The organism is Enterococcus sp. DIV2449a (genome assembly GCF_051711225.1).
In the GTDB taxonomy this organism is placed as follows: Bacteria; Bacillota; Bacilli; order Lactobacillales; family Enterococcaceae; genus Enterococcus_D; species Enterococcus_D casseliflavus.
This window is the reverse complement of sequence record NZ_JBIOME010000001.1, coordinates 1,758,386-1,779,231: the sequence shown is the minus strand read 5'-3', so window position 1 is coordinate 1,779,231 and position 20,846 is coordinate 1,758,386. Positions and strand designations below refer to the sequence as shown.

The 20,846-nt window shown below is 43.3% G+C and carries 21 protein-coding genes; 17 read left to right on the top strand and 4 right to left on the bottom strand.

The annotated features are described in order from the left end of the window. The first annotated feature begins 49 nt into the window (after nt 1-49). From IGI76_RS08390 to IGI76_RS08320, 15 genes are all read left to right on the top strand, one after another. Nucleotides 50-457, top strand: coding sequence for a hypothetical protein (locus IGI76_RS08390; protein ID WP_074535785.1), 408 nt, complete (start codon nt 50-52; stop codon nt 455-457). Further along, nucleotides 450-1,157 carry a CBS domain-containing protein gene (locus tag IGI76_RS08385; protein ID WP_005226123.1) on the top strand — a complete coding sequence of 236 codons (708 nt, stop codon included), beginning with the start codon at nt 450-452 and terminating at the stop codon, nt 1,155-1,157. The genes IGI76_RS08390 and IGI76_RS08385 overlap by 8 nt, the downstream gene beginning before the upstream one ends. After that, nucleotides 1,154-1,639 (top strand): signal peptidase II, encoded by a 486-nt coding sequence (gene lspA / locus IGI76_RS08380; protein WP_005226122.1) that lies wholly within the window; start codon nt 1,154-1,156, stop codon nt 1,637-1,639. Before IGI76_RS08385 ends, lspA begins: the two co-directional genes overlap by 4 nt. Then, on the top strand, nt 1,623-2,531 hold the full coding sequence (locus IGI76_RS08375) for an RluA family pseudouridine synthase (protein WP_074535788.1): 909 nt from the start codon (nt 1,623-1,625) through the stop codon (nt 2,529-2,531). Before lspA ends, IGI76_RS08375 begins: the two co-directional genes overlap by 17 nt. Before the next feature lie 243 nt (nt 2,532-2,774). Continuing rightward, entirely contained in the window at nt 2,775-3,311 is a 537-nt protein-coding gene (pyrR, locus tag IGI76_RS08370) for a bifunctional pyr operon transcriptional regulator/uracil phosphoribosyltransferase PyrR (protein ID WP_005231374.1), read from the top strand. 19 nt (nt 3,312-3,330) lie between these two features. Further along, nucleotides 3,331-4,611, top strand: coding sequence for a solute carrier family 23 protein (locus tag IGI76_RS08365; protein WP_005235990.1), 1,281 nt, complete (start codon nt 3,331-3,333; stop codon nt 4,609-4,611). A gap of 47 nt (nt 4,612-4,658) precedes the next feature. Next, nucleotides 4,659-5,585, top strand: a complete 927-nt coding sequence (locus IGI76_RS08360; RefSeq protein ID WP_005235988.1) for an aspartate carbamoyltransferase catalytic subunit — start codon at nt 4,659-4,661, stop codon at nt 5,583-5,585. A 36-nt stretch (nt 5,586-5,621) separates the two neighbouring features. Further along, the gene (locus IGI76_RS08355) at nt 5,622-6,905 is read left to right on the top strand and encodes a dihydroorotase (protein ID WP_333719172.1); all 1,284 of its coding nucleotides are present in this window, start codon (nt 5,622-5,624) and stop codon (nt 6,903-6,905) included. 1 nt (nt 6,906) lies between these two features. Then, nucleotides 6,907-7,986: a carbamoyl phosphate synthase small subunit gene (locus tag IGI76_RS08350; protein WP_005235984.1), complete on the top strand. Its 1,080-nt coding sequence runs from the start codon at nt 6,907-6,909 to the stop codon at nt 7,984-7,986. Between the two features lies 1 nt (nt 7,987). After that, nucleotides 7,988-11,173: a carbamoyl-phosphate synthase large subunit gene (gene carB, locus IGI76_RS08345; protein ID WP_333719171.1), complete on the top strand. Its 3,186-nt coding sequence runs from the start codon at nt 7,988-7,990 to the stop codon at nt 11,171-11,173. A 21-nt stretch (nt 11,174-11,194) separates the two neighbouring features. Continuing rightward, entirely contained in the window at nt 11,195-11,971 is a 777-nt protein-coding gene (locus IGI76_RS08340) for a dihydroorotate dehydrogenase electron transfer subunit (RefSeq protein WP_005226114.1), read from the top strand. Continuing rightward, nucleotides 11,971-12,894 carry a dihydroorotate dehydrogenase gene (locus IGI76_RS08335; protein WP_005226113.1) on the top strand — a complete coding sequence of 308 codons (924 nt, stop codon included), beginning with the start codon at nt 11,971-11,973 and terminating at the stop codon, nt 12,892-12,894. Before IGI76_RS08340 ends, IGI76_RS08335 begins: the two co-directional genes overlap by 1 nt. Further along, nucleotides 12,894-13,613 carry an orotidine-5'-phosphate decarboxylase gene (gene pyrF, locus IGI76_RS08330; protein ID WP_142968443.1) on the top strand — a complete coding sequence of 240 codons (720 nt, stop codon included), beginning with the start codon at nt 12,894-12,896 and terminating at the stop codon, nt 13,611-13,613. Before IGI76_RS08335 ends, pyrF begins: the two co-directional genes overlap by 1 nt. Beyond that, nucleotides 13,610-14,245, top strand: a complete 636-nt coding sequence (gene pyrE / locus IGI76_RS08325; protein ID WP_074535794.1) for an orotate phosphoribosyltransferase — start codon at nt 13,610-13,612, stop codon at nt 14,243-14,245. The genes pyrF and pyrE overlap by 4 nt, the downstream gene beginning before the upstream one ends. A 157-nt stretch (nt 14,246-14,402) precedes the next feature. After that, entirely contained in the window at nt 14,403-15,080 is a 678-nt protein-coding gene (locus IGI76_RS08320) for a carbonic anhydrase family protein (protein ID WP_074535795.1), read from the top strand. 202 nt (nt 15,081-15,282) lie between these two features. On the opposite strand, the gene IGI76_RS08315 is transcribed toward IGI76_RS08320, so the two are convergent. Both IGI76_RS08315 and IGI76_RS08310 read right to left on the bottom strand, forming a co-directional pair. After that, on the bottom strand, nt 15,283-16,158 hold the full coding sequence (locus IGI76_RS08315; protein ID WP_317726542.1) for an IS3 family transposase: 876 nt from the start codon (nt 16,156-16,158) through the stop codon (nt 15,283-15,285). After that, complete coding sequence (locus tag IGI76_RS08310) at nt 16,128-16,694, bottom strand: helix-turn-helix domain-containing protein (RefSeq protein WP_016249835.1); 567 nt, start codon at nt 16,692-16,694, stop codon at nt 16,128-16,130. Before IGI76_RS08310 ends, IGI76_RS08315 begins: the two co-directional genes overlap by 31 nt. Nucleotides 16,695-16,933: 239 nt before the next feature. Here IGI76_RS08310 and IGI76_RS08305 point away from each other — a divergent pair, with 239 nt between their 5' ends. Together IGI76_RS08305 and IGI76_RS08300 are read left to right on the top strand one after the other, a co-directional pair. Further along, nucleotides 16,934-17,836, top strand: a complete 903-nt coding sequence (locus tag IGI76_RS08305) for an AraC family transcriptional regulator (RefSeq protein ID WP_142968441.1) — start codon at nt 16,934-16,936, stop codon at nt 17,834-17,836. Nucleotides 17,837-17,850: 14 nt separating this feature from the next. Continuing rightward, on the top strand, nt 17,851-18,339 hold the full coding sequence (locus IGI76_RS08300) for a pyridoxamine 5'-phosphate oxidase family protein (protein ID WP_142968440.1): 489 nt from the start codon (nt 17,851-17,853) through the stop codon (nt 18,337-18,339). Between the two features lie 254 nt (nt 18,340-18,593). Here the strand turns inward: IGI76_RS08300 and efbA are convergent, their stop codons facing one another. Further along, a complete protein-coding gene (gene efbA / locus IGI76_RS08295; RefSeq protein WP_438781364.1) occupies nt 18,594-20,294 on the bottom strand; it encodes a fibronectin-binding protein EfbA in 1,701 nt (566 codons plus the stop codon). Nucleotides 20,295-20,402: 108 nt separating this feature from the next. Further along, complete coding sequence (locus IGI76_RS08290) at nt 20,403-20,801, bottom strand: DUF1622 domain-containing protein (RefSeq protein ID WP_010748365.1); 399 nt, start codon at nt 20,799-20,801, stop codon at nt 20,403-20,405. Between the last annotated feature and the right edge of the window lie 45 nt (nt 20,802-20,846).

Below are 20,846 nucleotides of genomic sequence, written 5' to 3'. Positions count from 1 at the left end.
TTTCTTTTGATAATCAAGTATACTTAACCAATTGAGGTGATCTTTGTCAATGGAGCTACAACTAACTAGGAGGACTGGTTTTTATGGAATGGGCAGTCCCTTGGAGGTCATGCAAGGAAAAAAAAGAATCGCTGCCATCAATCATCAGCAAACGATTTTTTTGGCGCTGGCTGAGCAGACGCCGATTCGTGTGCGCATGTTTTTTTTAGAAAGTCAGCCTTTTCATTTACCAAAAGACCAATCAGCGCTCAAGCTGGAGGTCGTGATGAATCCTGCGCTTAAAAGAATATATATCGGCTTTTATTTAAGCCTTTTTCTCATGATGGGGGTATTGGGCTTATTATCCATCTCCCTTTACTCGTTGCTTTTTGTCGGTGTGTATTTAGTGGCATATTTTGTCTTTGTTTTGATTTATTTAAAAAAAGCGTATCTTATCAAGGAGGTTCCTCATGGCTAGTGGTGCAGATCAATTTTTGAGCAGTTTTAATCGAATCGAAAAGCGGCTTCGTGACGAATTGGATAATCCGCGGAATATGGGTTTTTCTGAAATGGTTCGTCGCTTGTCAAAAAGCAAAAATATCAATGTCAGAAGAGCAGAAGATGATCTATTACAAATGGCTCAGCTGCGCAATGCCATCGTACATGAAAAAATCGGAGAAAACTTTGTCATTGCAGAACCGAATGAATGGGTTGTCAATCGCATCCAAGAAATTGAACGCTCCTTACTGGCACCTGAAAAAGTCATGCCGCGTTTTGCGAAACGAGTGACTGGTTTTGAAAAGCACCTGCCATTACCAGAGTTATTGAAAATCGTTGCCCAAAAGCGCTATTCACAATTTCCGATCTATGATAATGGTCGATTTTTGGGATTGATCACCTTGCGGATGCTGGGATACTGGTTAGCGAAAGAAAGCCTCCATGGTGAAATCAAGTTGGCAGGCAGAACGGCAGATGAATTATTAGCAGGAGATGGGAAACGATCGAATTATTGTTTCGTGTCGGCTGAAACGACCATCGTAGAAGTGGAAGAATTGTTTCAAAAAAATGCCCTGCTTGAGGCGGTTTTGATCACCAAGGATAAAAATCCGAATGGAAATCTCTTGGGCATCATCCGTCCGCGAGATATTTTTAAAGAAGAAAGAGTGGAAAATTTATGATCGCGTTGTTTTTTTTGTTAAGTGCTGTTGTCATTGGCTTGGATCAATGGCTGAAAATTTGGATCGTTGCCAATTATCAACTGGGTGAAACACATTCTCTGATCGACAATGTGTTGTCCCTGACCTATCTTCAGAATACGGGCGCAGCTTGGAGTATTCTAGAAGGAAAAATCACCTTTTTTGCGATCATCACCGTTATCGCGGTTGCTGTTGTTGTTTACCTATTGTTTCGCTACCAAAAAAGCAGTCTATGGTTTCGTTTCGGACTTGCGTTTGTTCTAGGTGGGGCGATCGGTAATTTTATCGATCGGTTGCAGCATGGCTTTGTGGTCGATATGTTCCAGCTTGATTTTATCAATTTCCCAATTTTCAATATCGCTGATATGTCATTAGTGTTCGGGGTGATCTTGATTTTTATTTATGCACTGGTAGATGACGAAGCAAAAGGGAAACAAGGAGAATCAAATGGAAAAGCAAATTGAAGTAATCATTAAAGAAGAAAAAGGGCGGGTCGACAAAGTGTTGGCTGAACGCTTGCCAAATCATAGTCGGTCACAAATCCAGCAGTGGCTAAAAGAAGATGCGGTCACATTGAAGGGCGAAACGGTTCGGGCAAATTATAAGGTAAAAGCAGGTGATCACTTGATCATCCAAGTACCAGAACCTGAAGTTGTAGACTTACAACCAGAAAATATTCCTTTGACGATCGTCTATCAAGATGCTGATGTGGCAGTCATCAACAAGCCGCAAGGGATGGTGGTTCATCCATCCGCTGGGCATCCCAATGGCACCTTGGTCAATGCGTTATTGTACCATATGGATGATTTATCCACGATCAATGATGTTGTTCGGCCAGGAATCGTTCATCGAATCGACAAAGATACGTCGGGTCTGTTAATGATCGCCAAAAATGATCAGGCACATGAGTCGTTAGCGAAACAATTGAAAGACAAAACATCGTTACGCAAGTACGTAGCATTGGTCCATGGCAATATCAGCCACGAAAAAGGCACCATCAATGCACCGATCGGCCGCTCGAAAGTTAATCGGAAAATGCAAGCCGTGATCGAGAATGGCAAACCCGCAGTGACTCATTTCACCGTGTTGGAACGCTTTGATCAATTTACCTTGGTGGAATTGCAATTGGAAACTGGAAGAACCCATCAAATAAGAGTCCACATGCAGTACATCGGTTTTCCGCTAGCTGGCGATCCGCTATATGGACCTAAGCGCACGCTAAAAGGCAATGGGCAGTTTTTACATGCCAAGCTTCTAGGCTTCACCCACCCAACAACAGGCGAGTCGCTGGTCTTTGAAGCGCCATTACCAGAGCTGTTCGCGGACACGTTAAAAAAATTGCGAAAAAATGATTGATTTTTTTGTGTGAGAACTGTATAGTAATTGTAACAACTAAATAGCTCCTTTAAATGTAGTCCCGTGAGGCTAAGAAGGAATGAGTAAGCAGACGACTCCCGCGTTGGAGATTCGAACCCTTACTAGATGATAACGTGTACCCAAAATCCACAGAATGGGATTTTAGGCAACGATCGGAAAACATGACTCCTACCTCAAGCAGGTAGGAGTTTTTTTATGTTCAAAATTAGGAGGGAATAACATATGGCAGCGAAAGAAGTAGTAGATGCAGTAACAATGAAACGAGCGTTAACGCGGATCACCTATGAAATTATTGAAAGAAATCGAGGCATTGATAACTTGGTGCTGGTAGGGATCAAAACCCGCGGCATCTATATCGCGCAACGAATAGCAGAACGTTTAAAACAACTAGAAGGCGTAGAAGTACCTGTCGGTGAATTGGACATCACCTTGTACCGAGATGACAAAAAGACAGAAGATGATCCAGAGATCCATTCATCAGACATCCCGACTGCCATTGATGGCAAAGAAGTCATCTTGATCGATGATGTCTTGTTTACAGGACGGACGATTCGGGCAGCTTTGGATGCCATCATGGATATTGGTCGACCAAAAAGAATCTCACTCGCCGTTTTAGTTGACCGCGGTCATCGTGAATTGCCGATTCGGGCAGATTTTGTTGGAAAAAATATTCCAACTGCTTTAAGTGAAGAAATTATCGTGGAGATGGAAGAATCCGATGGTTCTGACCGGATCATGATCAATAAAGAAAACGACTAGGAAGAAGAGTGACAGCAACATGCAGAAGCAAGAATTTCGTAATCCAGACGCAGTTTTAGACATCAAAGATCGGCCCAAAGCACTGCCTTGGTTAGGCCTAAGCTTACAACATCTTTTCACGATGTTTGGGGCAACCGTTTTAGTTCCGATCCTCGTTGGGATCAACCCCAGCATCGCTCTAGTTAGTTCAGGTATTGGAACATTGGTTTACTTGGTTACGACGAAAGGGAAGATTCCAGCGTATCTAGGCAGCAGCTTTGCGTTTATCGCAGCGATGCAGATGCTGATGAAATCTGACGGCTACCCAGCTATCGCACAAGGCGCCATCACGACTGGGTTGGTCTACGTGATCGTTTCGATGATCATTAAACGTGCGGGTGCTGCTTGGTTGGATAAGATCTTACCACCGATCATTGTCGGTCCTGTGATTATGGTGATTGGATTAGGGTTAGCCGCTAACGCAGCTCAGAATGCGATGTACAATGACTCAGTCTACGATTTCAAGTACATTCTGGTAGCCTTGGCTACCTTAGGATTAACGATTTTCTTCAATATGTTTCTGCGAGGGTTCTTAGGACTGATTCCGATCCTTCTGGGGATCGTGGGCGGATACTTGATCGCCTTAGCAGCGGGAATCGTCGATGTACAGCCCATCATTGACGCCAACTGGTTTGGCATGCCGAGCTTCGAGATTCCCTTCATTAACTATGAACCAAAACTGTATCTGAATGCAATCACTACGATGGCGCCGATCGCTTTTGTTACCATGACCGAACACATCGGTCATCTGATGGTCTTGAACAAATTAACGAAGCGGAACTTTTTTGAAGAGCCAGGCTTGAACCGAACACTATTGGGAGATGGGTTTGCTCAAATTGCAGCCGGTCTCGTTGGGGGCCCCCCAGTGACAAGTTACGGAGAAAACATTGGGGTTTTAGCAATTACACGCGTCCACAGTGTGTTCGTTATCGGTGGTGCAGCAGTTCTAGCCATCGTACTAGGCTTCGTTGGAAAACTAAGCGCATTGATCTTAAGTATTCCTGGTCCAGTCATCTCAGGGATCAGCTTCCTGCTCTTTGGCGTCATCGCTGCCAGCGGGTTGAAAATTTTGATCGACAACAAAATCGATTTTGATCGTAAGAAGAATTTGATCATTGCGTCAGTGATCCTTGTGGTAGGAATCGGCGGTCTTGTCTTCACGGTCGGTACCTTCACATTATCCGCAATGGCGTTAGCAACTGTCCTAGGGATCTTCTTGAATCTTATTTTACCTGACAGCTCTCGCAGCGAAGAAAAATAACTTGTGCCAACTCATCGTTTAAACAGAATCAAAGGAGGAATTCATTCATGATTATTCAATCCGAAAGAATCAGCTTAAAGCATCTTTTGACGGTAGAAGCATTGACGGACCGTGAAGTGATGGGACTCATCCGCAGAGGACAAGAATTCAAAAGAGGGGCGAAATGGATGCCCCAAAAAGAACAATATTTCGCAACAAATCTCTTTTTTGAGAACAGTACCAGAACCCACAAAAGCTTCGATGTTGCTGAGAAAAAACTAGGGATCGAAGTCATCGAATTTGAAGCCTCCACCAGTTCTGTTCAAAAAGGCGAGACCTTGTATGACACGGTCTTGACGATGTCGGCTTTAGGTGTAGACGTTGCGGTCATTCGCCACGGCGATGAAAATTACTACGACGCTTTGATCCAAAGCAAAACGATCCAGTGCAGTATCATCAATGGCGGGGACGGCAGCGGCCAACACCCAACTCAATGCTTGCTAGATCTGATGACGATCTATGAAGAGTTTGGGCATTTTGACGACTTGAAAGTCGCAATCGTAGGTGACATCACCCACTCACGGGTCGCAAAATCAAACATGCAAATGTTGAAGCGTCTCGGAGCGAAAGTCTTCTTCTCAGGTCCAAAGGAATGGTATGACGAAGAATTTGAAGTATACGGTCATTGGCTACCATTAGACGAATTGGTCGCAGAAGTCGATGTTATGATGATGCTTCGTGTCCAGCACGAGCGCCATGATGGAACGGAAAGCTTTTCAAAAGAAGAATACTTAAAAAATCACGGGTTGACCGTCGAACGCGCCGCAAGAATGAAAGAGCATGCGATCATAATGCACCCAGCGCCGGTCAATCGCGATGTGGAATTGGCTGATGCCTTAGTTGAAAGCTTACGCTCACGAATCATCACACAGATGTCCAATGGCGTCTTTGTTCGAATGGCGATTCTTGAAGCGGTGTTGAACGGTAAGGCCTAACAGGCAAAAAGGAAAGAATTAGAGGAGGAAGTTTACATGAAAACACTCATTAAAAACGGTAAAATCATCAAAAAAGACAATCACTGTGTTCCTGCAGCAATTTGGATCGAAGAAGGAATCATTCGCGGGATCGGTACAGCATTTCCCGAAACAGATTTTGACGAAGTCATCGATGCCAAAGAGCAATTGATCACGCCAGGTTTAGTGGATGTTCATGTACACTTCAGAGAACCAGGCTTTGAATACAAAGAAACAATTGAAACGGGCAGCATGGCAGCAGCTCGCGGTGGGTTCACGACAGTTTGCGCAATGCCAAACCTTGACCCAGTTCCCGATACACCGGAAAAATTAGCAGCTGTTTACGAAAAAATCAACGCAGATGCGTCAATCAATGTCTTACAATACGCCCCGATCACCGAAAACTTGCGCAGCGAAACGTTGACGGATGCAGCTGGAATGAAAGCCGCGGGGGCATTTGCCTTAACAAATGACGGTGTCGGGGTTCAGACTGCTGGCACAATGTATTTGGCAATGAAGCAAGCCGCCGAAAATGACTTGGCCTTGGTTGCCCATACAGAAGATGATTCCTTACTCTTTGGCGGCGTGATGCATGCTGGTAAAAAAGCAGAAGAACTTGGACTACCGGGGATCTTGAGTGTAACGGAAGCTTCTCAAATCGCTCGTGATGTACATTTGGCGGAAGCAACGGGTGCTCATTACCATGTCTGCCATGTCTCGACCAAAGAAAGTGTTCGAGTGATCCGAGATGCCAAAAAAGCTGGTATCCATGTGACAGCCGAAGTTTCTCCTCATCATTTACTTCTAATCGATGAAGATATTCCTGCCGATGAAGGCTTTTGGAAAATGAACCCACCGTTACGTGGGCAAGAAGACCGTGAAGCGTTGATCGAAGGTCTGCTGGATGGCACGATCGATTGTATCGCGACGGATCATGCCCCACATGGCTATGAAGAAAAAATGCAAAGCTTTTTAAAAGCACCATTTGGCATCGTCGGATCAGAATATGCCTTCCAATTGTTGTACACTCATTTTGTCAAAACAGGACGCTTTACCTTGCAACAACTAGTGGATTGGATGACCGTGAAACCAGCATCAATCTTTGGTCTAAGCGCCGGAACGATGATGGTCGGAGACAAAGCCGATCTCGCGATTTTTGACTTAGAATCAGCTTATAACGTGGATCCTAAGCAATTTCTATCAAAAGGAGTCAATACGCCTTTCGGTGGATGGACGTTATATGGGGATACAAGTTATACATTTGTAAATGGAAAATTAGTATGGCAAAAAGGTGGGCAATAATATGAAACGTTGGCTTATTTTAGAAGATGGAACATACTTTGAAGGCGAAGGCTTTGGTGCCAGTATCAATGTTTTTGGTGAGATTGTTTTTACCACCAGCATGACGGGCTATCAAGAAGCCATTACGGATCAAAGCTTTAACGGACAAATCATTACGTTTACGTATCCGATGGTTGGAAATTACGGCGTCAACCGAGACGACTACGAATCAATTTCACCGACTTGTAAAGGGGTCGTTGTGAAAGAACACGCGCGTCTAGCGAGCAATTGGCGGAAACAGCTGACGTTAGATGAATTTTTAAAACGCAAAAATATTCCAGGGATCGCAGGAATCGATACACGCGCGCTGACAAGAAAGATCCGTCAACATGGGACCATGAAAGCGAGTATCGTTGATGCAGGAGATGTCTTTGACCATGCCTTTGATCAATTAAAAGCGGCGGTTTTACCAACCAATCAAGTGGCACAAGTTTCTACCTCAAAACCTTATCCAAGTCCTGGAACGGGTCGCAATATCGTGGTCATCGACTTCGGCTTGAAGCACAGTATTTTACGGGAGTTGTCACGCCGCAACTGCAATTTAACGATTTTGCCATACAATACGACAGCGCAAGAAATTTTAGACCTCGCACCAGATGGTGTAATGCTGACAAATGGACCGGGTGATCCTAAAAGCTTGCCAGAAGCAATTAAAATGATACAAGGGATTCAAGGCAAGGTACCGATCTTCGGGATTTGTTTAGGCCATCAGCTCTTCTCATTAGCGAATGGGGCAGATACCTATAAAATGAAATTCGGTCACCGCGGATTAAACCATCCGGTAAGAGAGATCGCCACTGGTCGGATCGATTTTACCTCACAAAACCATGGCTTTGCTGTGGATGAAGCATCCATCGATCCAGAAAAACTAATGGTAACCCACGTCGAAGTGAACGATGGCACGATCGAAGGGGTTCGTCATCGCCGCTACCCAGCATTCAGTGTCCAATACCACCCAGATGCGGCACCGGGCCCGCATGATGCAGTCCACTTATTTGACGAATTTTTAGAGATGATCGATGCATGGAAGGAGCAGAACTAATATGCCAAAACGTACAGATATCAAGAAAATCATGGTTATCGGTTCTGGACCGATTATTATAGGACAAGCGGCAGAGTTTGATTATGCTGGTACACAAGCTTGTTTAGCATTACGAGAAGAAGGCTACGAAGTGGTGTTAGTCAATTCGAATCCCGCAACGATCATGACGGACAAAGAAATTGCTGACAAAGTCTACATTGAACCAATCACATTTGAGTTTGTCTCACGGATTTTACGTAAAGAACAACCTGATGCAATTTTACCGACATTAGGTGGACAAACGGGCTTGAACATGGCGATGGAATTAGCCAACTCAGGTATTTTGGATGAATTAGGAATTGAGTTGCTAGGAACCAAATTAGCAGCAATCGACCAGGCAGAAGACAGAGATCTATTCAAACAATTAATGGAAGAATTGGATCAACCGATCCCAGAATCCGAAATCGTGTCAACGGTGGAAGCAGCAGTTGATTTTGCGAAAAAAATCGGCTTTCCAATCATTGTTCGTCCAGCATTTACGCTAGGGGGAACGGGCGGCGGCATGTGTAACAATGAAGAAGAACTTCGCCAAATCGCTGAAAACGGCTTGAAGCTCTCGCCAGTGACCCAATGCTTGATTGAACGGAGTATTGCTGGATATAAAGAGATCGAATATGAAGTGATGCGAGATTCTGCTGACAACGCGATCGTCGTTTGTAATATGGAAAACTTCGATCCAGTCGGTATCCACACCGGCGATTCCATCGTCTTTGCGCCGAGCCAAACTTTGTCAGACCATGAATACCAAATGTTACGGGATGCCTCATTAAAAATCATCCGCGCGTTAAAAATCGAAGGTGGCTGTAACGTTCAATTGGCGCTTGATCCTAATAGCTTCAACTACTATGTCATTGAAGTAAATCCACGGGTCTCACGTTCCTCTGCGTTAGCAAGTAAAGCTACAGGGTACCCGATTGCCAAACTGGCAGCGAAAATTGCCGTCGGTTTAACATTGGATGAAATGAAAAATCCAGTCACAGAAACGACGTATGCAGAATTTGAACCCGCCCTTGACTATGTCGTCGCAAAAATTCCTCGCTGGCCGTTTGACAAGTTTGAAACTGGGGAACGTCGATTAGGAACACAAATGAAAGCGACTGGTGAAGTGATGGCGATCGGTCGTAATATTGAAGAGTCATTATTAAAAGCCGTTCGTTCATTGGAGATCGGCACACACCATATCGAAATGAAAGAATTAGAAGCTCTTTCTGACAATGATCTGATGGAAAAAGTCATCAAGGCGCAGGATGATCGCCTATTCTACGTCATGGAAGCCATCCGAAGAGGGTACACCATCGAAGATTTGAACGAAATGACGAAAATCGACTTGTTCTTCTTGGATAAGATGCTTCACATCTTTGAGATCGAACGAGCATTAGCAAACGAACCACAATCCCTTGATGTGTTGAAAAAAGCCAAGCAAAATGGCTTTACGGATAAAAAGATTGCTGAGCTGTGGGAAACCACGGAAGCTGAGATCCGTACGCTGCGTCATGAGCAAAAGATTTTGCCCGTCTACAAAATGGTAGATACATGTGCCGCCGAATTTGAATCTGCAACACCTTATTTCTACAGCACCTATGAGTTTGAGAATGAAAGCAAGCGCAGTGAAAAAGAATCTGTTCTTGTCCTAGGTTCTGGACCGATCCGAATCGGACAAGGGGTGGAGTTCGATTATGCGACAGTGCACTCGGTGAAAGCGATCCAAGCTGCTGGCTATGAAGCGATCATCATGAACAGTAATCCTGAAACGGTTTCGACTGACTTTTCTATCTCCGACAAGCTGTACTTTGAACCATTGACCTTAGAGGATGTCTTACACGTCATCGATTTGGAACAACCCATTGGGGTCATCGTCCAATTTGGCGGGCAAACGGCGATCAACTTAGCAGAGCCTTTAGTAAAAGCTGGGGTCAAAATCTTAGGCACCAGCATTGAAGATCTTGATCGTGCCGAAAATCGTGATCTCTTTGAGCAAGCATTACAAGCGCTAGATATTCCGCAACCACCAGGGGATACAGCGACGAACGAACAAGAAGCGATCGCCATCGCTCAAGAAATCGGCTATCCTGTTTTAGTCCGCCCAAGTTATGTCTTAGGGGGACGTGCGATGGAAATCGTGGAAAACCAAGCCGATTTAGAAGATTATATGCGTCATGCAGTGAAAGCATCACCAGAACATCCTGTCTTGGTCGATCGTTACTTGGTCGGTAAAGAATGTGAAGTCGATGCTATCTGTGACGGCAAAACTGTTTTGATTCCTGGAATCATGGAACATATCGAGCGTGCAGGGGTCCATTCAGGAGATTCAATGGCGGTCTATCCACCGCAAAATCTTTCGGATGAATTAATTGCAACGATCGAAGAATATACCAAACGCTTGGCATTAGGTTTAAATTGTATCGGTATGATGAATATCCAATTTGTCATCCATGAGAACAAAGTGTATGTCATTGAAGTAAACCCTCGTGCTAGCCGAACCGTACCATTTTTAAGCAAGGTAACAGAGATCCCAATGGCACAAATTGCCACGAAGGCGATTCTCGGAGATGAGATCACAGCGTTAGGTTATCAAGACGGACTTGCGCCAACACCAAATGAAGTACACATCAAAGCACCTGTCTTCTCCTTTACAAAACTTTTAAAAGTCGATACTTACTTAGGCCCTGAAATGAAATCAACGGGTGAAGTAATGGGATCAGACAAAGATTTGGCAAAAGCACTTTATAAAGCTTTTGAGGCATCAGGCCTGCATATTCCTGAATTTGGAAAAGCACTTTTCACCGTTGCAGACGAAAGCAAAGAAGAGGCCGCAGCGCTGGCAGCGCGTTTCGTAGAGGTCGGCTTTACCTTATTGGCTACCAATGGAACCGCCGATTACTTTGAAGAAAAAGGACTACAAGTGACTCGGGTTGCCAAGATTTCCGAACAGCAAGCAGAAGAAACGGTTGTTGATTTGATCCGTAAAGGAACGACCCAAGTAGTAGTCAATACCATGGACAAAGATCGCCAAAATGCAACGGAAGACGGATTTATCATCCGCCGAGAAGCGGTGGAACATGGTGTACCGACCTTTACTTCTCTTGATACAGCGGATGCGATTCTAAAAGTGATGGAATCCCGCAGTTTTTCAACAAAAGCAATTTAACGCAGATAAAGGAGTTTTTTGATGAAGCAAGAAATCATGACCATCAGCAAACAGCGTCAACTGGCACCGCGGATTTTTGAAATGACATTGACGGGTGAATTAGTCAATGAGATGAGGACCCCAGGGCAATTTCTACACCTGCGGGTTCCTCAAAATGCCTTTCTTCTTCGCCGACCGATCAGTATCAATCATATTGATGCTGAGAAAAAAGAATGCCGAATCATTTATCGGGTCGAAGGAGATGGCACAAGAATTTTTTCAGAAATGACTGTTGGTGATCCAATCGATGTGATGGGGCCGTTAGGAAATGGGTTTCGCTATCATCATTTAAACCAGGGGGACACTGCATTTATCGTCGGTGGCGGTATCGGTGTACCGCCGCTCTATGAATTATCGAAACGCCTGACGCAACAAGGCGTCCACGTCATTCACTTTTTGGGCTTTGCCAGCAAAGACGTCATGTATTATGAAGAGGAATTTCGCGCACTGGGAGATACGAGGATCGCTACCGATGATGGCAGCGCGGGTTTACAAGGAAATGTTGGCAACCTGTTATTAGCTGCAGAGCAAACACCTGCGGCGGTCTTTGCTTGCGGAAATAACGGTCTTTTAAAAACCACCGCCCAGCTTTTCGAAGACCTTCCAGATGTTCAATTATCAATGGAGGCGCGAATGGCTTGCGGGATGGGTGCCTGTTATGCCTGTGTTTGCCATACGAAAGATGATGAACAAGGCACAAAAAGTGTCAAAGTTTGTGACGAAGGGCCTGTATTTCAGGCGAGAAAGGTGGTCATTTAATGTCGATCAATGTCGAGCTACCCGGATTGAGCCTGAAAAATCCGATCATGCCTGCCAGCGGCTGTTTTGGGTTTGGTGCAGAATATGATAAATATTATGACATCAGTCAATTAGGTGCGGTGATGATCAAAGCGACCACACCTGAACCGCGTTTCGGCAATCCGACCCCAAGGGTAGCAGAAACGCCTAGCGGTATGTTGAATGCCATCGGGTTGCAAAATCCTGGGTTAGAAGCGGTCATGAATCAAATTTTACCCGACTTAGCTCAAAAACACCCCGATTTGCCAATCATCGCGAATGTTGCTGGTTCGACCGTCGAAGATTATGTTCTTGTGTGTCAGGAAATCAGTCAGGCAGAAAATGTCAAAGCGATCGAATTGAATATCTCTTGCCCGAACGTCAAGCATGGCGGCATCACGTTCGGAACCGATCCTGCGGTTGCTGGTGCATTGACTGAAGCGGTCAAAAAAGTCTCGCAAGTGCCGATCTATGTCAAACTTTCGCCGAATGTGACGGATATCGTCCCAATTGCGCAAGCGATCGAAGCAGGCGGCGCCGACGGGTTTACGATGATCAATACACTTTTAGGCATGCGGATCGATCTAAAAACACGGAAACCAATTTTAGCTAACCAAACGGGGGGCTTGTCTGGTCCGTCAATCAAACCAGTGGCGATTCGCCTGATCAAACAAGTGGCGCAAGTTTCTCAATTACCAATTATTGGCATGGGGGGCGTGATGTCAGTGGATGATGTCCTTGAAATGTATCTGGCAGGTGCTAGTGCTGTTGCAGTCGGAACCGCAAACTTTACCGATCCTTACATTTGCCCAAAGTTGATTGAAGAATTGCCTATCCGAATGGCAGAATTAGGGATCCCTTCTTTGGAACAGCTGATAAAAGAAGTGAGAGAGGAGCACATGTGATGAGTGAACGGCCAATTATTGCCTTAGATTTTCCTAACAAACAGGCTATTGAAACTTTTTTAGCGCAATTTCCTATAGAGGAAAAGTTGTTTGTGAAAGTGGGAATGGAGATTTTCTACCAAGAAGGACCAGCGATCGTTACTTGGTTAAAAGACTGTGGCCATGATATCTTTTTAGATTTAAAACTACATGATATTCCCAATACAGTAGGACGAGCAATGGAACGCTTAGCTTCGTTAGGAGTTGCTTTGACGAATGTTCATGCAGCCGGCGGGATCGAAATGATGACTGCTGCAAAAATAGGCCTACAAAAAGGAACCCCCGCAGGACACAAAGTTCCTGATTTGATTGCAGTTACCCAATTGACCTCCACTAGTGAGGCACAAATGCATCATGATCAGCAGATCATGACGTCACTGCAAGAAAGTGTCATCCATTACGCCACTTGTGCCCAAAAAGCTGGGTTAGACGGTGTTGTTTGCTCCGCTCACGAAGCAAAGCAGATCAAACAAAGGACAACGGATGCCTTCATCCGCTTGACGCCTGGTATCCGACCAGCTGGCAGTGAAGTTGGTGATCAAAAACGGATCATGACACCTGCACAAGCTCGTAAAGCAGGGGCTACCATGATCGTTGTGGGACGTCCAATCACCCAATCTAAGGCACCGTATGAAAGTTATCTGCAAATAAAACAAGAATGGAAGGAAGCTAGCCAATGAAAGAACAATCCAATCAAATTGCCAAAGATCTTTTAGACATCGAGGCGATTTTCTTACGACCGAATGAACCATTTACTTGGGCAAGCGGCATCAAAAGCCCTATTTACTGCGACAATCGAATCACTATGAGTTATCCACATGTACGTCGCGCCATTGCGAAAGGCTTAGCTGCAGTCATCAAAACGACTTACCCAGAAGCAGAAGTGATTGCAGGGACCGCAACAGCTGGGATTCCCCATGCTGCATGGGTCGCTGAATTGTTAGATTTGCCAATGGTTTATATTCGCAGCAAAGCAAAAGAACACGGTAAAGGCAATCAAATTGAAGGGCGTATTAAACCAAATCAAAAAATGGTCGTCATTGAAGATTTATTGTCAACAGGTGGCAGTGTCTTAGAAGCTTGTGAAGCAGCCAAAAGAGAAGGAGCCGATGTATTAGGCGTCGCTGCGATCTTTACTTACGAGCTGCCTCAAGTCCAAGAAAATTTTGATCAAGCAGGTTTATCCTATGTGACTTTGACAAACTATACAGCGTTGATCGAGTCGGCTTTAGAAACGGGTGCTATTCAAGAGTCTGATGTTGCCCTGTTACAAGAGTGGCGTAAAGATCCTGCTGCCTGGTTGAGTGAATAAGGAATTGAAATAAGAAACGGATATGTGAGGGAATGACCAAGCATATTCGTTTTATTTTTACCTATTTTCTGATAGCATTGGGAGAAAGTTTTTTGATAGGAAGGGCTATACCTTGCTGTCAACTTGAATTAGGAGGCTGTTTTTTTTGAAAAGAAATATGGACGTTCCCTGGAGTTATTCTGGAGACAATGGACCTGAACATTGGCACACTTTGTGCGACTGGTATGCACAAGGTGCCGAATTTCCTTACCAATCCCCAATCGCTTTAGTCCACGATGAGACCGAAGAACCCATCGATCAGGACTTGGCTTTTCACTATAAACGAGAGCGGTTCACGGAAAAAGAATTCAAAAATACGATTCACTTCGTTCCTTATAACAAAGAAAGCTATGTCACATTTAAAGGGATCAACTACTATTTGACGGATATTCATTTTCACATGCCGTCTGAACACATTATCGATGACGAGCAGCAAGAGTTAGAGTTTCACCTCGTTCATATGAATGAGGACGGAGAAAACTTGGTGGTGGGTATCTTATTCAAACTGACGGATAAACTCAACTGGATCTGCAATCAGCAAGACGACAGCATCTGGGACTTTGAGAACCATACCCAATGGTTTGATCCGAGCATGTTCTTGCCAGAGCGCACTCATCATTTTCATTATGTGGGTTCCTTGACGACCCCGCCAACGAAAGGGCCAATCAACTGGTTTGTCTTTGACTGGATTGGTGAGATGAGTCGTCGCTTCATTTTAGAATTCCGCGAAGAAGTATTAGAAAATAATAATCGCCCATTACAAGACCGCAAAGATCGGCCTATTTATTTCTATTGATTTATAAAAATGGTCCCTTTTGCGTAGTTTTTCTCGGACTTCTCTTCTGATTATCCTATAAAACCCGACGTAGTGGGAACCTTCTAACAATACAATCGTTTAAAAACGAACGAAAAAAAGACGAAAATTGTAGTGACCCCAAAAAGTTAGACTTTTATGGAGTGGAGAAATCCACTCCTTTTTTGTACGATAAAATTAACAGTTAGACAGCTGTTTTTACAGCTTCTCGAAACTGAACCGGACTTCGCCAATTTAATTTCTTTTTGATGCGTTTATGGTTGTAATAATAGATATATTGGTCAATTTTTGTTTTCAATTCATCTAAACTCCGATAGACTTCTCCATGAAAAATCTCTTGCTTTAATAAACCAAAGAAGTTTTCCATAGGTGAGTTATCTAAACAATTCCCTTTACGAGACATACTCTGGAAGATTTTATGCTGCTTCAATTTATTCTTATAAGCATTCATTTGATAGGCCCATCCTTGATCTGAATGGAAGGTTCTACGAAATGGACAATCATTTGTCATCTGGATTGCTTCTTCTAATCCTTCCATTATGGCTAGTGCGTTTGGTTTTTCAGAAATCCGATAAGATAGAATTTCACTATTGTAGAAATCCATGAAAGGATCTAAATACAGCTTTTTCTGACGAACGACACCTGTGGTGTCTACTTCATAATACTTAAACTCTGTGGTATCAGTTGTAATTTTTTGGTGACAGATATTTGTATAAAACCGACGATGAATACGATTTTTGGCGACAGTGCCAACCTTCCCACGATAAGAATTGTACCGTCGAGATTTTCGAGTGTAAGACTTTACTTCGATACCTAGTTTTTTTATCAGACGTTGAATCTTCTTTTTATTGACATGAATCCCTTGATTCTCTAATTCTTTTTTTAGTCGCAGACAGCCATAATCTTTATGCTCTTTGCGAATTTCAAGCATTTTTTCTTCAATTTCTTGGTCTGGGTTTGGTCTGTCAAACCGTTTCTGCCAATACATATAGGTTGCTTTAGGAAATTTCAATGTTTCAAGAAGCTCAACTAGTTTGAATGATCCTCGGAGGCTGGCGATGATTCGTGCGATTGATTCTTGCGTCTTTGCTGGGCTTCCTGTTTTCGCAGCTTCCTCAACTCTTTTAAAAAGGCATTCTCAATTTGAAGGGATCGGACTTGCTTTTCTAATGCCTTGATACGATCGCGTTCTTCAGTTGTTGTATTTTCTTTTTTGTTTTCTTTTTTTCTAGTCAAAGTAAGTGGTCGCCCTTTCTCTTTTGAGAGCCCCTCAATACCTGCTTCTCTGAAATTACGCATCCAATTGGCAATAAGCGCAGGGTTGTTCATTTCTAAAGTGCTAGCAACTTCTCGATAGGACATCTCACTTGTTTGATATAACTCTAGCGCATTTAACTTAAATTGAACAGAATATTTCTGATTTTGATGTTTTCTCAATAGACCTTCCTCTCCGTATTCACGATAGGCATTCACCCAATTACTTACTTGAGACTTGCTTGAAATACCGTATTTGTTGGCAAGATACCGATATCCGCCCACGCCACTAAGATATTCTTTAACGATTTTTAGTTTTAATTCAAAAGGATATTTTGCCATACAAATAACGACCCCCAAAAGTTAGATTTTCTGGTCTAACTTTTGGGGGTCGCTTCAAATCCTCGTCTTTTTTTATTTTCATAGCCATCGAGCACAAAGGCTATGCTAAACTAATCAATAAGCAGGTTCTAAGCATTCGTTTTCCTGTGAAATAAAACACAATTAAATCAATTGAAAAAGAGCAGACACGGTAAAGCTTTTTTAGCGAATTATTTTATAGTAAAAGAAAGGAAATTCATATGCATGCATGGGAGGCAATCCAAAAATCAATCGATTATATTGAAGACAATCTTACCGAGCCATTAGAGATCGATACGTTGGCGCAAGTTGCATCATTGTCCGTTTTTTATTATCAGCGCTTATTCACTCGTTTGGTTAAAATTTCTGTTAGGGAATATATAAAACTGCGTCGTTTGGCAAGAGGTGCGCTTTTATTGAAAAACCAAAAGAAGCGAGTCATTGATGTCGCTTTTGAAGTCGGCTTTAGCAGTCATGCCGTTTTTTCAAGAACGTTTAAAACGGTCTATAGAATTTCACCCTCACTTTATCAGAAAAAGCCCATTGGCTTACAAAACTTTGATAAGCCAGATCTTTCATTAGGCTATATTGTGACGGAAGAGGGTATCCCATTGATCAGTGAAGGGGTTGTTTTAGAAATCCAGAAAAAAAGCAATCCGCATCCGCTGGTCTTCTATGGGATCGTCGGTTACTACCCATTCAACTATGGGAAAATGCTAGGGCAACGAACAGGGATCGACCCGATTGAAGAAATTTGGCATGAATTTCTTCAAAAGATTGCCCATCAACCGGGAAAAGCCAACTACCAGATCGGTGTTTCGTTTCCAGGAGATGCGCCAGAAGGCTATTCGAGTTACTTTGTTGGCCAAGTAGGTGATGACTCACAGGGATCGACCTTCAGTGAATGGACGCTACCGGCTCGGGATTACGTTGTTTGCAGTTTTGATACGATTTCAGAGCAACTGATCATCAATATGGGGAAAGCGATGCGCTATACCCGTTTCTGGTTAAAGAAGAATGGGTGGATTGCTGAGGATTTTTTCCCTGAGCTTTATCAAAAAAAAGAAAATCAGGTCGTTCATGTTGAATTATGGATTCCTTTTAAAAAAAGAAGTGAGATGTAAGGAGGAACAGTACAATGACTCAGTTTGAAGAAGGAGTAAAGCTACTTGAAGAAAAATTCGGACATTTTAAAGACAATGTGATCGCCCTTGCCACGACTGCTTGTAACGAGAATGACAAGGGAGGAACACAGCCAGTCGTCCGAGAAGTAGATGCTTTTTATGAAGACGGCGTTTTTTACGTGTCAACTCATGAGCAATCAAACAAAATGAAGCAAATCAGTAAGAATTCAGCAGTTGCGATTGCTGTCAGTGGTGAATGGTTTACTGCGATCGGTCAAGGAGAGAATTTAGGGTGGGTGCTAGACCCTAAAAATGCAGAATTAAGAAGCAAAATTCGCAAAGCCTTTGTCTGGTACGACGAAGTTAACAATGAGGATGATAAAGGCTGTTGTTTTCTAGCGATCCGTTTGACCAAAGGAACGTTGAATATCAATCACTGGGAAAAGCTGTATCATTTTGATTTTGAGAAGAAAGTCACTATGGAGGATGGCGGGATTTATTAGCCAGCAGAACCTATTGGCTGCAGGAGATTTTCATTTGCCATTCTAGCGGATCTAGCAGATACGTCGATGGCTGAATTCTGAGAAGGCTTGCCTTTTGTGGTTCAAGCTAAGGAAAATTGTTGCTGAAAGAGCAGTAGATAGAACGAAAAAGCATAAAAACCGATCACAAGCGCGTGTAGCTTCGCTGCGCTTTTGTGGTCGGTTCTTTGATTGATTACTTTATGATTTTTTGATCCGAATAGACTTAGGAACAGCTAGGACTGTTTTAATCTCAAAATTCCCTCATCAGGTGTCACAAAAAGTGTTTTTTGATTCTCATAAATGACGAATCCAGGCTTGGCACCATTCGGTTTCCGAATATGTTTGACTTGCACGTAGTCCACTGGTACTTGGGCAGATTGACGATATTTTGAGAAATATGCGGCAAGCTCTGCAGCTTCCATTAAGGTTGTCTCACTAGGATCATCCGAACGAATGATGACATGAGAGCCAGGAATATTTTTGGTATGCAGCCAGATATCACTCTTACGAGCTGTTTTTAAGGTCAGTTGGTCATTTTGTAAATTGTTTTTTCCGACGAAAATTTCAGTTCCGTCTGAAGAAAGAAATCGTTCTGGTTGCGAAGGAGCAGCTTTTTTACGCTGTTTCGCCCGATTTTTGACATAGCCTTGTGCGATCAGTTCTTCCCGAATAACCGCCAGATCCATGGGAGAGGCAATTTCTAATTGGGCTAACACGGATTCGAGATACGCGATTTCTTCTTTCGTTTCGGCAATCTGCTGATGGATCAGTTTGACTGCATTTTTTAATTTCTGGTAACGTTGAAAATATTTCTGAGCATTTTGATTGGGAGAAAGAGCAGGATCGAGTTTGATCGTCAAAAGCCGATTCTCATCATAGTAATTTTCCAAATCAACTGATGCAGCACCACGGGGGACTTGATTCATAAAGGTCGTCAAAAGCTCACCTTTTTGACGGAATTCTTCGGCGTTTTCTGAATCGATCAACGTTTGTTGGCGTTTCTTTAACTTCAATTGGTTCCGTTTCAGTTCATTCTCAATCTTCTTTAGTAATTCGCCACCTTGTTGTTTGACCCGATCTCTTTCCGCCTTGTCGTGATAAAACGCATCTAAAAGCTCGCTCAGACTCTGACAATGGGTGACAGTGGTGGTCGCATCGATTAATGATGGATAGGGAATTGGTGTAAAATATTCCTTTTTCTCTGACTGGAGATAACTTGGTGCTAGCTCCTGGGTAAGCTCTGTAAAGAAAGCTTCCCACTGACGCAGTTTTTCATTGGGATTGGCATTGATTCGAGCGATCAATTCTTCTGCTGTATCGCGGCCTAAGCCTTGGAATCGTTGTTGAAGTTCTTTTGCCGTCAATGGATCAAGAGTAGATAATTCTTCAAAAATCTTGGTGCGAGAGGCTGTGAAAGGATTAAGCGTCGATTGCTTTGGTGGTGCAACATAGACAGCACCTGGCAATAAGGTACGATACGTATTTTGTGAATGACCAATGTGTTTGATCGTATCGACGATTTTTCCGCTCGTCTTATTCATTAATAAAATCGTACTGTGACGGCCCATTAGTTCGACGATCAAGACGAGGGCTTGCAAATCACCTAATTCATCTCGTCGCGTGAAATGAAAATGGATCACACGGTCATTGTCGATTTGTTCGATTGATTCTAAGATCGCCCCTTCTAAATATTTCCGTAGCATCATCAAGAAATTCGGTGGGGTTTCTGGATTGCTATAGGCGATCGTTGTGCATTGTACACGAGCATAGGTGGGGTGTGCGGATAGCAAAAGTTTGTGATTTTTCCCTTGGGAACGAATCACAAATACGACCTCATTTTCATAAGGTTGATGAATTTTGTTTACACGTCCACTGGTTAATTGATTTTGTAATTCTTGGACCATTAAATGGGTAAAGACACCATCAAAAGACATATTGTTTCCCTCTTTTCTTTTAAGAATAGTTTGACTGAGGGATTGATCCTTCCAATGTCAAATATTCCTATCTATTATACCGAAGAATCCAAAGAAAAGCCATGGCAGCTAGCTTTCCTTTTTCTTGGTAGGTTGGTGATCGGTGGTTTGCAGTGCACGCTCGATTTCCTTATTCAAGAAATAAGAGATGACTGTCCGAATAATAACGACGGCAGCTAGACGTACGATGTCTTCGAAAGTAGGGTGGATGATCGTCTCAATAATATCTGCTGCAATCAAGATCTCCAGACCTAATAAGACATAGCTCCCTAAATAATTGCGGATAAAATTATTCTCTCTGGCTGCCACCAATCGATCCTTTTCTGTTAATTCGTAGCGCACAAAGTCAATGCCTGCGATCAATACACCCCAAACGATGACAAAAATGGAGAGAAAGTTCAAACAGACAACGATGAAATCGAAGATGGGATTGGCTCCAGACATCAATGAATCAGCTAGATTATGCATAATGACTCCTTTACCGTTTTCTTTTATCTTACCGAATTATCGAAG